The following is a 12,281-nucleotide window of genomic DNA, read 5'->3' on the forward strand; positions in this document are numbered from 1 at the left end:
AACCGAACCAAGGTTCCCCCGGCCTTTTCCCCGAGGTTCCAGCCCCCTCAGTGCCTGCCGCCAATGATCTCTTTTTCTTGCATCTTCTCCTTGCAAGGCAAATGAAAATCAATATCATTAGCAACCTCTCGCGATGAGAGAAATCAATAATTACAAATAAATCAACAAGTTCAGGCCGATTGGTCGACAAAGAGTCACACCCAGATGAACCATTCCCCCCCCCCGCGCGCCTTGCTGGGCGTCGCCTTGCTGGCGGTTTGCACCAGCCCCCGTGCCGAAGACGAAACCCTGACCGTGGTCGGCAAACGCAGCCAACATGAAGAGGTCGCCACCGCGACCCGTACCGCCACCCCGGCCAAGCTGGTGCCCCAGAGCATCGAGAGCGTCAAGGCAAGCGAGCTGACCGCCTTCGGCCAGCCCACCCTGAGTGAAGCCCTGACCGGCATCCCCGGCGTCAACGCCAGCGGCGACACCCGCTTTGACGGCGTCACCATCCGCGGTTTCAGCGCCAGCAACGACTTCTACCTCGACGGCCTGCGCGACGACATGCAATACACCCGCGACCTTGGCAACATCGAACGGGTCGAAGTGCTCAAGGGCCCCGCCGCCGTGCTCTACGGCCGTGGCAGCACGGGCGGCATCGTCAACCGGGTCAGCAAGGTTCCCCAGAAGGGGCAGGCCTCCAGCGTCAGCGCCCAGGTCGGCAGCTTCGACAGCCGACGCTTCGCCGCCGATCTCAACGGCGAGGCAGGAGAGCGGGTACAGGTGCGCCTGAACCTGGTCCAGGAAGACAAAGACAGCTTTCGCGACGACGTGACCAGCAAGCGCACCCTGCTGGCCCCCTCCGTCAACTGGGAGATCACCGACACCCTGAACTGGCTGGTGCAATACGAGCGCAACGAGCACGATCGCACCCCGGATCGCGGCATTCCCGGCGTCGATGGTCGCCCGGCGGATGTCCCCATCGAGAGCGTCTACAGCGACACCCGCCGCGACTTCATCGACGATGTGGCCCAGTCCACCCGCTCCCGCTTCACCTGGGACATCAACGATCAGTGGCAACTACGCCAGCAGCTCGGCTACACCACCCTCGACAGCCAGTTCGACAATACCTATGTCACCAGCGTCAAGGGTGACAAGGTGACCCGCGCCCGCTGGCAGCAGGATCTCAAGGCCAGCAGCCTCACCAGCAACACCGAGGCGGAAGGCCAGCTGCAAACCGGTCCCATCGCCCATCGTCTGCTGGTGGGCCTGGAGCAGGGCTGGCAGGATCGCACCCCCAAGCTCTACCAGAACGCCAGCCCGATCCCGGCAGGCAACCTCTATGATCCGGGCTCCCTGCCCACCTACGACGGCGCCATGAAACTCTCCAGCGACGCCCATCACAGGGTGCGCGGTGTCGGCCTCTATGTGCAGGATCAGCTCAGCCTGGGCGACTGGCACCTGCTGGCAGGCCTGCGCCGCGACGACTTCACCGTCACCAGCCGCCGCAACGACCTCGACAAGGAAGAGATCCTCTCGGTCACCAGCCTGAGTCCGCGCCTAGGCCTGGTGTGGAACCCCATCGAGGAGCATGCCTTCTACACCTCCTACAGCAAGACCTTCACCCCGGTGGGCGGTGAGCTTATCGGCATCACCCCGGGGGACAAGAACAACAACCTGGATCCCCAGCACACCCGGCTCTATGAAGGGGGCGTGAAGAGCGACTGGCTGAACGGCCGCCTCGCCACCACCCTCTCCCTCTACCGACTGGAGATGTACAACAAGCGCAGCAAGGATCCGCTGGATCCCACCCGGGTGATCCTCACCGGTCTGCAGCGCACCGACGGCATCGAGCTGAGCGCCCGTGCCCAGCTGACCGACGAGATCTATCTGCGCGGCGGCGTCGCCATCCAGGATGCCGAGCAGGTCAAGGCAGACGCGGACCTGCAAGGCAAGCGACCGATGAACGTCTCCCGCCAGAACGGCCAGCTGTTCGCCGGCTACCAGAGCGGCAAGCAGGGCTGGTTCGGCGAGACCGGGATGACGGCGGTGGGGGATCGCTTCGCCGACAACGCCAACACCACCACCTTGCCCGGTTACGCCCGCTTCGACGCCCGTGCCGGCTACCGCTGGCCCCAGTGGGAAGCCCAGCTGAGCGTGGAGAACCTGACCGATCACGACTACTTCGTCAGCGCCACCAGCGCGGCCCAGATCATGCCGGGCACGCCCCGTCAGCTGCACCTGACCGCCGCCTACCGCTTCTGATCCTCCCTGTTTACCGACCCCTCTGGCCAGCGTTCGCTGGCCAGATTGTTATGAAGCACCGAACGATGACACGCAGAAAACTCCCCCTGCACAACAACAAGTGGGTGCGCCGCATCCACGCCTGGGCCGGCTTTGCCACCCTCACCCTGATGCTGCTCTACGGCCTCACCGGCCTCTGGCTGCAACACAGGGCCGTGCTGCCCCTGCCCGGTCCCCACACCGCCAAATCGAGCGAAGAGATAGTACTGAGCACGCCGCTGGCCAGCCCGGATGAATTGAAAGCCCTGCTGCAACAGCGTTATGCAGACATGTTCGAGGAGGGGCGACCCCAGATCACCCCGCCCCAGACCCTGCCCACACCATCCGGCGCCCTCACCCTGCCGGCCCGCTGGGAGCTGCGCGGTGTCACCCTCAGCCAGAGCGTGGCCGCCAGCTATGTGGAAGGCACTCTGCTGGTGCGCACCGAGCTGCAGCAGGCCAACTTCGCTGCCAGCCTCAACCGGCTGCACCGTGGCATGGGCACCGGCCTGCCCTGGCAACTGGTGGGCGATCTGGCGGCCCTGGCCATGCTGCTGCTGGCCCTCACCAGCCTGCTGATGTGGAACAAGCTGCACGGCCCCGCCGGTCGCGGCATCGCCCTGCTGCTGCTGGGCGCCCTGGTCACCGTGCTGGTGGCCCTGCTCTAGCCCTTTTACCGACACCAAAACGGGATCCTGCTCCCGGCGGCGGTAACCTTGCCCGCACCTCGGGTAACAAAGGGTAACCGGCCTCCGATGGGGGTCACAGTTGGCGACCAGGCGGCTGGATAGGGAGCACCTGCGGCTGATAGGGTGCGCCCAGCTCCCGAACGCCACGAGGAATCATGCGCATCTCCAGCATCGAATGCGGGCGAGTGGTGGCCATCCTGGCCGTGATGACCATCCATCTCTCCCCTTTCAGCAACCCCTTCGACCCCGCCCTGTGGGACGGCACGCCCTACCCTCTGGTCGGGGCCGTCATCAACCAGCTCTGCCGCTTCGCGGTGCCGCTGTTCTTCCTGTGCGCCGGTTACTTCTTGCAGCCCGCCCTCACCGCAGGCCACCCGCTGACGGTCGCACTGCGCTACTGCCGACCCCTGCTGGGGCTCTGGCTGGCGTGGAGCCTGCTCTACGTGCTGATACCCTTCAACCCGCTCGCGGCGGTGAGCGAGGGCTACCTGCCCGCCATGGCAGGCCAGTGGCAGATGCAGCTCGGGGATCCGCTCAACGTCTGGTGGGTGGGCGGCATGATCCACCTCTGGTTCCTGCCCGCCCTGATGGTGGCAGTGCTGATCCTGGGGCTATGCCAGCAGGTCCGCCTGCCGAGGCTGGCCCTGCTGCTGGGGGCCCTGATCGGTGGCTCCTATGGCCCGCTGCTGCCGGGGGGCGAGTGGGCCCTGCTGACCCGCAACGGCCCCTTCTTCTCCCTGCTGTTCGTGGCGCTTGGCGCCGAGCTGCGCCTGCGTGCCTGGCAGCCGGACGCCAGGCGCTGCGCCCTGATGATGATGGCGGGGATGGGGCTCTACGCCCTGGAGGCCGCAGGGCTGCTGCGCGTTGCCGCCGTCCCCCTCGCTCGTCACGATTTCCTGCTGGGTTCGCTCCCCTGGGCGCTGGGGCTGTTCGGCCTGCTGCTGGCCAACCCGGCATGGGGCAAAGGCAGCTGGCTGGAGCGCCAGGCGCCCAAGGTGCTCGGCCTCTACTGTCTGCACATGATGCTGGTGGTGTGGCTGATGATCTTCGGCCCCCAGGGCAAGCAGGTGTGGTGGGAACTCCTCAAGGTACCCGCGCTGCTGGCGCTCACTCTGCTCGGCTACCGACTGCTGGCGGCCACCGCCCTCAGCCGCTGGTTGCTGCGGGCTCGCTAGAAACAGGACCCTGACCAGCCAGCAGATCAACGTGGTTCAGCGCAAAATCGTGCATCTGCTGGAGCAGGGGGATCAGGGCGACGCCAAGGGGGCTCAGACAGTACTCCACCCTGGGCGGTACGTCGAGGTAGAGGGTGCGAATGATGACACCGTCGCTCTCCAGCTCCTTGAGCTGGGCGGTGAGCACCTTCTGGCTCACCTCGGGCAGGCAGCGGCGCAAGTCGCCAAAGCGCAGGGTCTGTTCGCGCAGATGAAACAGAATGGCCGGCTTCCATTTGCCGGTCAGCAGGCGCAATAACTGATAGGCGGGACAGGGCAGTGAGGGCACGGTATGGCTCGCGAGTGGTTACTTTGCGGTAACTATGCCACGAAAATGTGCCTTCTTGCAGCCAAGATGCCGGCTTCCTATGATGCGGATTCCGTCAATCAACGCCCACGAGAGGTTTATCATGCCCAGCCTGCTGCAGATCCATTTCAACTTCCCCGCCGAGATGATGGGACCGGCCCTCACTGCTGCGGCCATGCCGCTGGCCGACTCCATCACCCGGGAGCCGGGCTTCATCTCCAAGATCTGGACCGAGAACCCGCGCACCGGCGAGGCGGGCGGCATCTATCTGTTCGAGGATGAGGGGAGCGCCCTCGCCTACGCCACCATGCACGAGCAGCGGGTGCTCGCCATGGGCGCCAGCGCGGTGCAGTACAAGGTGTTCGACGTCAACGAGCCCCTGAGTCGCCTCACCAAGGGCATCGTCTAGCCCGAGCGGGGCTCAGAACCTCAGGGTCAAGCCGATATTGGCCTGCCACTGGGTGATCAGCTCTCCCCGCACCCGGAAGGCGCAGACCTCGGGGTTGCAGAGAAACGCGCTGTCGTCGTTGACCAGGGAGCCGTAGCCGCGCACCTCGGCCCGCACGGCCAGATGTTCGGTCAGGCGCGGCTGCACCCCGAGGGCCAGGGACATGGAAGGGGCCGTCTCGCTGTCGTAGGCATCGAAGCGGGTGACCCCAATCCCGGCACCGATATAGGGGGCCATCAGGTGGTCAGAGAGGGTCAGGGCCCCGGCAAACTGCAGGGTGTCCACCGTCAGCCTGTCGGGCAGTTCGGGGGACACCCGGGTCGACTGGTGGCTGTAGAGCAGCTCCACCATGCCGGGGTCATCCACCTCCCTGCTGATGAAGAGCCCCCAGCTGCCGGAGTGCTCCCCTTGCAGGGTGTCGATGTCGCTCCCGTGCGGCGTGGGGGCCGGCTCGTCCATGGCCCGAAAGTCGATGGCCGAGCTGTATCCCGCAAAGGGAGTCAGCTGCCAGCCCGTCGCCGGGGGCTCGGCTGCCCAGCCCGCCAGGGGCAGCAGCAACCCCGGCACCATCCCCATCGCTCCTCTCATGTGCTCATCCTTTGGTGAAAAGACCTGCGCAAAGCATATCAGAGCGCCCGTCTCCCACACTGGACGGGGGCTGTACCAGCCTCATTGCCCCGCTCCCGATGGAAATATCTGTGCTCCCCGGGGTTATTCATCCGGGATTAACCTCGCCCCCGTAAGCTGACGGCGCCACAGCGGTGGCATCAACAGACGAGGATCTCAGGAATGGTTGCCGCGCAACTCAACGACCCCCAAAGCACGCTCTCCGATACCCTAAGGGCCACCGCCCACGCCATCGAGGAGAGCCACATCAGCCTGCGCCAGATGCTGGCCCTGGTGGGCGAACAGGGCATGCTGCTGTTTTGCGTGCTGCTCACGGTTCCCTTCCTGCTGCCGGTCTCCATTCCCGGCGTCAGCACGCCCTTTGGCCTCTTGATCCTCTTCATCGGCATCGGCATCACCCTCAACCGGGTGCCCTGGCTGCCCGCCTTCCTGATGGAGCGCCGCTTCGCCGCCGAGCACCTCAAGCCGACCCTGCACAAGGGGGCGGATCTGCTGGCCCGCATCGACCGCTTCATCCGCCCGCGCCTGCTCATCCTGACCGGCAGCGTGACCATCAACCGCTGCAACGGTCTGCTCATCATGCTGGCCGCCCTGCTGCTGATGCTGCCGCTCGGCGCCATTCCCTTCACCAACGCCATGCCCGCCTGGGCCATCCTGCTGCTGGCCATCGGCATGTTGCAGCGGGACGGTCTCTTCGTCGCCCTCGGCTATGCCCTGGTCGCCGCTACCCTGGTCTGGTTCAGCGCCCTGGCCATCGGCCTGCTGATGGCGGGGCAGAATATCTCGACCCTGTTCGGCTGATCTGGCCCGGCCAAATGAAAGAGGGCGACCCCGGGTCGCCCTCTTTCCTGTTCACTCCGGCCCTCAGGGCGCCCCATCGTGGGCCACCCGGTTGCGCCCGCCCCGCTTGGCCCGATAGAGCCACTCGTCCGCCCGGGCCAGCACGGTGCCAAGATCCTCTCCCGGCCGGATCAGGGTGGTGCCCAGGCTCACGGTCACGGGGGCGGGATCCGGCGCCATGGCCGCCACTGCGGCGCGGATCCGCTCCGCCACCTTCAGCAATATCCCCTCGTCTATCTGCGGCAGCAGGATCAGAAACTCCTCGCCACCGCTGCGCACGAAGAGATCCTCCCCCCGCAACTGGGCGGCCACGCAGTCGCAGACCCGGCACAAGACCTTGTCACCGGTCTGGTGGCCGAAGCGATCGTTGATCTGCTTGAAGTGATCGAGATCCAGCATGATGAGGCCGGTGAGATGCTGCCCCTGCACCCTGTGGTGATACTGGTCGAAGAAGAAGTGGCGGTTGTAGAGGCCGGTGAGCTGATCCGTCTCCCCGAGCCGCTTGAGCCGCTGTTGCAGCTCGTGCTGGCGGGTGATGCTGCGGGTCATCCAGGTCACCGCCCGCTTCCCCTCATATAAAGAGGGCAAGGGCGCTATCTTGCCCTCGAAACGCTGCATTCCCTGGGGCCCGGCGTCGGCGTCGATGCCGTCCACCTCGGCGGGGGAGAGGTCATACTCCACCACCTGCACTTGGCCGCTGGCGAGGGCCTGAGCCACCTGCGCCATCACCCACTGCGCCTTGTCCTCGGGCAGCACGTCCAGCAGTTGTCTGCCGATCAGCGGGTTGCCGTTCTGGTAGGACTGCTGCTCCATCCCGCCGATGTACTCGATGTAGTAGCCATCTTCGCTGAGGATGAAAACGGGATCCGGCAACTGGGCCATCACTTCGTAGAGTTGTGCCACTGAGAGCGCCATCCGAGCTCCTTGCTATCCGTGGGAGTGGGTCCCTGTACTCCTGTTATACAAGACTCATGGAGTATCGCACAGGGGCAGAAAGCTGCCTGCCGGGCGGGAAGGATGCGGTCGGTGACGTGTTCACCGGACAAGCCTCCGGCAAAGTGAATGGTAGCAATTGGGGATGCTGTCAGAACCAGAATTGTCAGACAGTCAGGAAGGTTTTTTTGCCCTCAGGCAGTGCGACATGCCAACCCAGTGACGTCAGGGACGCCACAGGGGTATTCCCGCCCCCGGAGAAGGGGACAAGGCCGGATCCCGGTCAAGAGGGATCCGGCGAGCCGACATCAGCGGGCAGCGGATCGACTGGCGTTCCAGAGCAGTTCGCCGCTCTTGAGATCCATCAGGCTCATGGCGAGCCGGTAGCGGCCCCCTTCAGAGAGGAGATCCCCGTAGAGCATGTAACCCGCCCCGGTCTGGCGACCCAGACGCACCAGGGAGGCGGGGTTCATGCCCCCCTGCTGGTATTCAAGCTGACCCGTGATGGCCGCCACCTGGCCCGGGTCTGCGAAACGAAAGCCGCTATTGGCCTGAATGCGCTGGATCATGGCCACCGCCAGGGGCTGGGTGCTGAAGGGCTCACCTGTACCGTTCTGGGGCGCCATCAGCAGCAGTACCGGGCTGCTGCCCGCCAGTGCCTGCACATCGGCGGCCTTCAGGAAGTCATCGGCCAGGGCGACCGCCAGCCCCGTCGGTGCCACGGGTTTGGGAGCAGGCACCGGCTCGGCCTTGTCAGGCTCGGCCACGGGTTTCTCTGGTTTGGTCACCGGCTTGTCCGGCTCGCCGACCGGCGGCTGGGGCTCGCCATAGGGATTGACCGCACAACCGCCCAGCACTAGGGCACCCACCATCAACAAGGAACGCAGCTTCATCTTTTCTCTCCGCCAGAAGTCCGCAAGGCGCACTTCATCCATCATCCATTTTGACGGAGCCCGGCTCCGCCTCCCCTCCATGCTAGAGACAAACCGGCCCGGGGTCGATGCGCACATGGGCCGGGGGCGACAAAGGCTGGCGAAGCGGAGGACACAAAAGGGTGGCAAGGGGCCGTCCGGTTCCGTTAGGGTAGCCTGAACCCAGATCACAGAGGAGCGCCTCATGCACGGACCCGATCCCGCCAATCCCCACCCCATGAACGGCTTCCCCCAGCTGTGCTTTATCAAGAACACCATCAAGGGGCCCAATATCGAGGTGGGTGATTACACCTATTACGACGATCCGGAGGATGCGGCGGGCTTCGAGCGCAACGTCCTCTACCACTTCCCCTTCATCGGCGACAAGCTCATCATCGGCAAGTTCTGCGCCATCGCCCGCGGGGTCAAGTTCATCATGAACGGCGCCAACCACCAGACCTCCGGCCTCTCCACCTACCCCTTCTTTATCTTCGGCAACGGCTGGGAGAGCGCCGCCCCCAAACCTGGCACCCTTCCCTACAAGGGAGACACCCTCATCGGCAATGACGTCTGGATAGGCTATGACGCCCTGATCATGCCGGGCGTCAAGGTCGGCAACGGCGCCATCATCGCCGCCCGCTCAGTGGTCACCACGGACGTGCCCGACTACGCCGTGGTCGGCGGCAACCCAGCCAAGCTGATCCGCTATCGCTTTGACGACGACACCATAGCCCGCCTCAACACCCTCGCTTGGTGGAACTGGCCGGTGGAGCAAATTAGCCGCCATCTGCCGCTGATAAGCGGCGGGGAAATTGGTCAGTTGGAGAGGGCTGGTTGATAGATATTTAAAGTCGAGCTGGAAATGGTCTCCTAATTAGGCCACCACGCCGCGATTAGAAATATGGGTGTCTCCGAGCCCCTATCCCCTTTTGATGGATGATTAATTTATTGATACAGAATAGAGTTTTATCATCTATCCCTTCCCTAACAGAGGCAAACCAATAACATGGTCTTTTGGTAACGACCTTGTCTGCACCATCGATAAACCAAGCCAACGGTGTAGCACAGGTTTTGTAAATCAGTCGTCATATGAGGAAACTATGAGCAAATACTACCCACCAGAAGATCAAATGAAGCAATTCCACTGCATCCATTGCGCTGTCTTCGCAAAACAGAAATGGGGCATTCTCTCTTTCGGCTATCACAGCACCAGTAAATCACCGATCTCCGTCTGTCAATGTGAACACTGTGATGGCCTTTCATACTGGTACGAATCACGCATGATCATTCCTGCTGAAGCTCCTGTTGCACCACCACATGCTGACATGCCAGCCTCTGTCATTGATGAATATCATGAGGCACGGAGCATATTTGCTAGATCACCCAGAGCTGCAGTGGCGCTACTACGACTCGCTATCCAGAAACTGATGCCGGAACTAGGCGAAAAAGGCGAAAACATCAACGCCGACATAAAATCGCTTGTTGCTAAAGGACTTCCTGTACAGGTTCAACAAGCTTTCGATTTCTGCCGCGTAGTCGGAAATAATGCTGTTCACCCAGGTGAGATAAATCTAAATGACACTCCCGAAATGGGACAACACCTATTCAATATGATCAATTTCATTATTGAGGACTGGATTTGACCCCATAGGTCCAGACACTTTTTCCCGCTTAGGATTGTGATACCCGACTGCGCAGAAATTCCCGGGGTGAACGGTATCCCAAGGCGCTGTGCGGGTGGTGTTCGTTATAATGCTCAAACGCGATAGCCAAATTGCCTACCGCTGTTCGGCTATCCGGTTTTGGCATCATCTCGATATAGTCTCGCTTCATCGTCTTCACGAAGCTCTCCGCTATACCGTTACTCTGTGGGCTTCTCACCGCAGTAGTTCTGGGCTCCAACCCGATTTCTCGTGCAAACGCGCGGGTCTCATGGGCTCGATACGCCGAGCCATTATCAGTCAGCCACTCCACCGGTGATGCCGGCAACGAATCCCCAAAGCGCATAAAGATCGCAACACGGGCAGATCGCATAAACAACAATCCAGGCCTGATGTTGCTCGCTCACCTCCGCCACATCATCTAGAAAACGCTGGTGTTGTTTGCGGTTGTTATCGCTGTGGCAACGAAGCGGTAAGAGATCCAATAAAACCCAATCAAACCACCAATAGTTGAGAAAATCTCTGCAATATCATGGCAACAAGACCACTACGCACAGCATCATAGAGAAGGTTGTCGCAAAAACGATCCATCCGAATGAGTGCGGTCAACATGCAGCAGCAGTCGAGCCTGGACCAGGTCGCAATCACGGCACTCTGTGCCTGCTCTTGCTCTGCTGGTGTCAGGGATGACTGCGGTGCCATTACAACGCTGGCTTGCGGCCAATCCAAACCAGTTGGCTGCATGATTCCCAGCTCATAGCAGGCAGAAGCAAGCACCAACGTCTGCTCATCCTCACTCTGCTCCACCACACCTTGCATACGTATAACCAGTTCGGCCAATTCGCAGTCCTGAGGCAAGCGACAGGTATTTGCGTCATGTAGCGTCAGTGCCATATCAGAAATCTTGTCATACCAGGCTAAACGCTCACGCCAACTAGCCGGGATCCCTTCTTCGCCATAATAGGCACCGGCCAGTTGGCCATAGATAGCAGCCACAGTGTCGGCATCATCCCCTAGATTGGCAGCCAGCAAAGCACCTTCGGCAAATGTAGTGCTATGCCAGAAACTCCATAGTGCCGCCTCCAGGCTGTGCACAACATAACCACTACTGGAAATCTCGTGACGAGTCTTGTGGCGATAAGTTCCACACGCGATCGCGTCTATCTCCTCCGGCAATACTCCCAACGCACTCAACTCAGACTCTGTCAGTTTCAGAACCGCATCTTTGCCAGCATCTTGGGAGGGATCGATGAGCAACGCCTTATCAATAAACAGTGCCATCAACTGACACGCCGCAACGGCCCGAGCCTCACCATGGGTAGTACGAGAACTCAGTGCAACCATATTCAAGAGATATTGCAGAGCATTCTCTCTTTTTTGCACCCTATGCTGACTGTAAAAGAGCACAATGGGCGCTAATCGCATCAAAGCTGCCGTTTCCTGCACTCATGGCATCTTCACTGCCAGGATAAGGGTCGCCACTATGACCATACTGGCGTAGTGCCCTTCTGACGGTACTACCAATGTCAAAGCAATAACCTGTCACTGAGTTTTCACCCTGCCGATACCAACGTTGATAGCGAGCTAACTGATCGAGTGGATCATGTCGATGACATGCCAACAGGCTGTCAGCCAAACACAAGGCCATGCTGGTATCATCGGTCCATTGACCAGCTTCGAGCTTAAATGGCCCCCCCCCGATCATATCTGTCAATGCCGTGTAACTATCACGGGGAGCAAACTCTAGGGTTGTACCCAATGCATCGCCAATAGCGAGGCCAAGCAGACATCCCTTGGCGGCACTCTGTCTGTTTTTCATACGTGTAATGTCCATGGAAGAGATATATGCACCAACGCTCCGGCAAGACTGAAGACTGTTGCGAGCGAATGATGCAGAAAAGCCCTATAAAAGAAGGAGTAGCATCCCCTTGCAACCTGCTGATTAACAGCCGAGCGCATCCTCACGCAGGGTGCCCTGTTTGCCATCGTCACACCGGTAGCGGGTATGGCCCAATGCATCTTGCCGATAGGTGCAGTTGGCCGCTTGCGCAGGATGAGCAAACAACCAGCCCGCCAGCACACCGAACAGGGCTAACCCACGCCACCTCGCTCGTGGTGACTGTCGGCCAAGGTGAACCTGATCTCGATGCTGTCGTCTGCGGTCCATCGCCGGTTTCCTCTGATGTGTACCTAGTTAAGGGTACTGTGTTCGCCGCCCTGCTCCGATACTGAGGTTTTGCACATGTACCATCTTAAATGCGAAAGGGGACTCCCTCCGACGTAGGTGGGAGGGGAATTTCGCCGGGGCGTCAGCCCCGCTGGTTTTGAATGTATTGCTTGATCACCTCCAACGGTGCTCCGCCGCAAGAGCCCGCAAAGTAAGAGC

15 protein-coding genes and 1 pseudogene are annotated in these 12,281 nt (G+C 61.4%); 7 read left to right on the forward strand and 9 right to left on the reverse strand.

Annotated features, from left to right (window positions below; translation table 11 throughout):
• Positions 1-204 precede the first annotated feature (204 nt).
• From C3418_RS14380 to C3418_RS14390, 3 genes are all read left to right on the forward strand, one after another.
• Positions 205-2,247 carry a TonB-dependent siderophore receptor gene (locus C3418_RS14380; RefSeq protein ID WP_103858769.1) on the forward strand — a complete coding sequence of 681 codons (2,043 nt, stop codon included), beginning with the start codon at positions 205-207 and terminating at the stop codon, positions 2,245-2,247.
• A gap of 65 nt (positions 2,248-2,312) precedes the next feature.
• A complete protein-coding gene (locus C3418_RS14385; protein WP_181023106.1) occupies positions 2,313-2,933 on the forward strand; it encodes a PepSY-associated TM helix domain-containing protein in 621 nt (206 codons plus the stop codon).
• A 176-nt stretch (positions 2,934-3,109) separates the two neighbouring features.
• On the forward strand, positions 3,110-4,129 hold the full coding sequence (locus tag C3418_RS14390; RefSeq protein WP_103858771.1) for an acyltransferase: 1,020 nt from the start codon (positions 3,110-3,112) through the stop codon (positions 4,127-4,129).
• Here the strand turns inward: C3418_RS14390 and C3418_RS14395 are convergent.
• Positions 4,101-4,457 carry a helix-turn-helix domain-containing protein gene (locus C3418_RS14395; RefSeq protein ID WP_103858772.1) on the reverse strand — a complete coding sequence of 119 codons (357 nt, stop codon included), beginning with the start codon at positions 4,455-4,457 and terminating at the stop codon, positions 4,101-4,103. The genes C3418_RS14390 and C3418_RS14395 overlap by 29 nt on opposite strands.
• A 121-nt stretch (positions 4,458-4,578) precedes the next feature.
• Between C3418_RS14395 and C3418_RS14400 the strand changes: the two genes are divergently transcribed.
• Positions 4,579-4,884 (forward strand): monooxygenase, encoded by a 306-nt coding sequence (locus C3418_RS14400; protein WP_103858777.1) that lies wholly within the window; start codon positions 4,579-4,581, stop codon positions 4,882-4,884.
• Between the two features lie 12 nt (positions 4,885-4,896).
• Here C3418_RS14400 and C3418_RS14405 read toward each other — a convergent pair whose 3' ends face one another.
• The gene (locus tag C3418_RS14405) at positions 4,897-5,511 is read right to left on the reverse strand and encodes an outer membrane beta-barrel protein (RefSeq protein WP_103858773.1); all 615 of its coding nucleotides are present in this window, start codon (positions 5,509-5,511) and stop codon (positions 4,897-4,899) included.
• A gap of 201 nt (positions 5,512-5,712) precedes the next feature.
• On the opposite strand from C3418_RS14405, the gene C3418_RS14410 reads away from it, so the two are divergent.
• Positions 5,713-6,351 (forward strand): exopolysaccharide biosynthesis protein, encoded by a 639-nt coding sequence (locus tag C3418_RS14410; protein WP_010672675.1) that lies wholly within the window; start codon positions 5,713-5,715, stop codon positions 6,349-6,351.
• Positions 6,352-6,414: 63 nt separating this feature from the next.
• On the opposite strand, the gene C3418_RS14415 is transcribed toward C3418_RS14410, so the two are convergent.
• Together C3418_RS14415 and C3418_RS14420 are read right to left on the reverse strand one after the other, a co-directional pair.
• Entirely contained in the window at positions 6,415-7,305 is an 891-nt protein-coding gene (locus tag C3418_RS14415; protein ID WP_103858774.1) for a sensor domain-containing diguanylate cyclase, read from the reverse strand.
• A gap of 326 nt (positions 7,306-7,631) precedes the next feature.
• Positions 7,632-8,216, reverse strand: a complete 585-nt coding sequence (locus C3418_RS14420) for a penicillin-binding protein activator LpoB (protein WP_103858778.1) — start codon at positions 8,214-8,216, stop codon at positions 7,632-7,634.
• A gap of 223 nt (positions 8,217-8,439) precedes the next feature.
• On the opposite strand from C3418_RS14420, the gene C3418_RS14425 reads away from it, so the two are divergent.
• Both C3418_RS14425 and C3418_RS14430 read left to right on the forward strand, forming a co-directional pair.
• Complete coding sequence (locus C3418_RS14425; protein WP_103858775.1) at positions 8,440-9,072, forward strand: Vat family streptogramin A O-acetyltransferase; 633 nt, start codon at positions 8,440-8,442, stop codon at positions 9,070-9,072.
• Positions 9,073-9,334: 262 nt separating this feature from the next.
• Positions 9,335-9,877 (forward strand): DUF4145 domain-containing protein, encoded by a 543-nt coding sequence (locus C3418_RS14430; protein ID WP_103858776.1) that lies wholly within the window; start codon positions 9,335-9,337, stop codon positions 9,875-9,877.
• 34 nt (positions 9,878-9,911) lie between these two features.
• On the opposite strand, the pseudogene C3418_RS14435 reads toward C3418_RS14430, so the two are convergent.
• From C3418_RS14435 to C3418_RS14450, 5 genes and pseudogenes are all read right to left on the reverse strand, one after another.
• Positions 9,912-10,238: pseudogene (locus tag C3418_RS14435) on the reverse strand (integrase core domain-containing protein); the annotation flags it as partial.
• 152 nt (positions 10,239-10,390) lie between these two features.
• On the reverse strand, positions 10,391-11,320 hold the full coding sequence (locus C3418_RS24725; protein WP_244075339.1) for an ADP-ribosylglycohydrolase family protein: 930 nt from the start codon (positions 11,318-11,320) through the stop codon (positions 10,391-10,393).
• Positions 11,280-11,714, reverse strand: coding sequence for an ADP-ribosylglycohydrolase family protein (locus tag C3418_RS24730; protein WP_244075340.1), 435 nt, complete (start codon positions 11,712-11,714; stop codon positions 11,280-11,282). The genes C3418_RS24725 and C3418_RS24730 overlap by 41 nt, the downstream gene beginning before the upstream one ends.
• Positions 11,715-11,837: 123 nt before the next feature.
• The gene (locus tag C3418_RS24120; protein WP_139127925.1) at positions 11,838-12,062 is read right to left on the reverse strand and encodes a hypothetical protein; all 225 of its coding nucleotides are present in this window, start codon (positions 12,060-12,062) and stop codon (positions 11,838-11,840) included.
• A 142-nt stretch (positions 12,063-12,204) separates the two neighbouring features.
• Positions 12,205-12,281, reverse strand: a 77-nt coding sequence (locus C3418_RS14450) for a transposase (RefSeq protein WP_174213905.1), incomplete at its 5' end; no start/stop codon positions are given.

The organism is Aeromonas sp. ASNIH8, from assembly GCF_002919855.1.
In the GTDB taxonomy this organism is placed as follows: Bacteria; Pseudomonadota; Gammaproteobacteria; order Enterobacterales; family Aeromonadaceae; genus Aeromonas; species Aeromonas caviae.

Coding starts and splice junctions, on each gene's coding strand:
- C3418_RS24725 (WP_244075339.1), bottom strand. CDS start 11,320: ATGCGATTAGCGCCCATTGTGCTCTTTTACAGTCAGCATAGGGTGCAA.
- C3418_RS14390 (WP_103858771.1), top strand. CDS start 3,110: ATGCGCATCTCCAGCATCGAATGCGGGCGAGTGGTGGCCATCCTGGCC.
- C3418_RS14400 (WP_103858777.1), top strand. CDS start 4,579: ATGCCCAGCCTGCTGCAGATCCATTTCAACTTCCCCGCCGAGATGATG.
- C3418_RS14425 (WP_103858775.1), top strand. CDS start 8,440: ATGCACGGACCCGATCCCGCCAATCCCCACCCCATGAACGGCTTCCCC.
- C3418_RS14405 (WP_103858773.1), bottom strand. CDS start 5,511: ATGAGAGGAGCGATGGGGATGGTGCCGGGGTTGCTGCTGCCCCTGGCG.
- C3418_RS24730 (WP_244075340.1), bottom strand. CDS start 11,714: ATGAAAAACAGACAGAGTGCCGCCAAGGGATGTCTGCTTGGCCTCGCT.
- C3418_RS24120 (WP_139127925.1), bottom strand. CDS start 12,062: ATGGACCGCAGACGACAGCATCGAGATCAGGTTCACCTTGGCCGACAG.
- C3418_RS14410 (WP_010672675.1), top strand. CDS start 5,713: ATGGTTGCCGCGCAACTCAACGACCCCCAAAGCACGCTCTCCGATACC.
- C3418_RS14415 (WP_103858774.1), bottom strand. CDS start 7,305: ATGGCGCTCTCAGTGGCACAACTCTACGAAGTGATGGCCCAGTTGCCG.
- C3418_RS14420 (WP_103858778.1), bottom strand. CDS start 8,216: ATGAAGCTGCGTTCCTTGTTGATGGTGGGTGCCCTAGTGCTGGGCGGT.
- C3418_RS14385 (WP_181023106.1), top strand. CDS start 2,313: ATGACACGCAGAAAACTCCCCCTGCACAACAACAAGTGGGTGCGCCGC.
- C3418_RS14430 (WP_103858776.1), top strand. CDS start 9,335: ATGAGCAAATACTACCCACCAGAAGATCAAATGAAGCAATTCCACTGC.
- C3418_RS14380 (WP_103858769.1), top strand. CDS start 205: ATGAACCATTCCCCCCCCCCGCGCGCCTTGCTGGGCGTCGCCTTGCTG.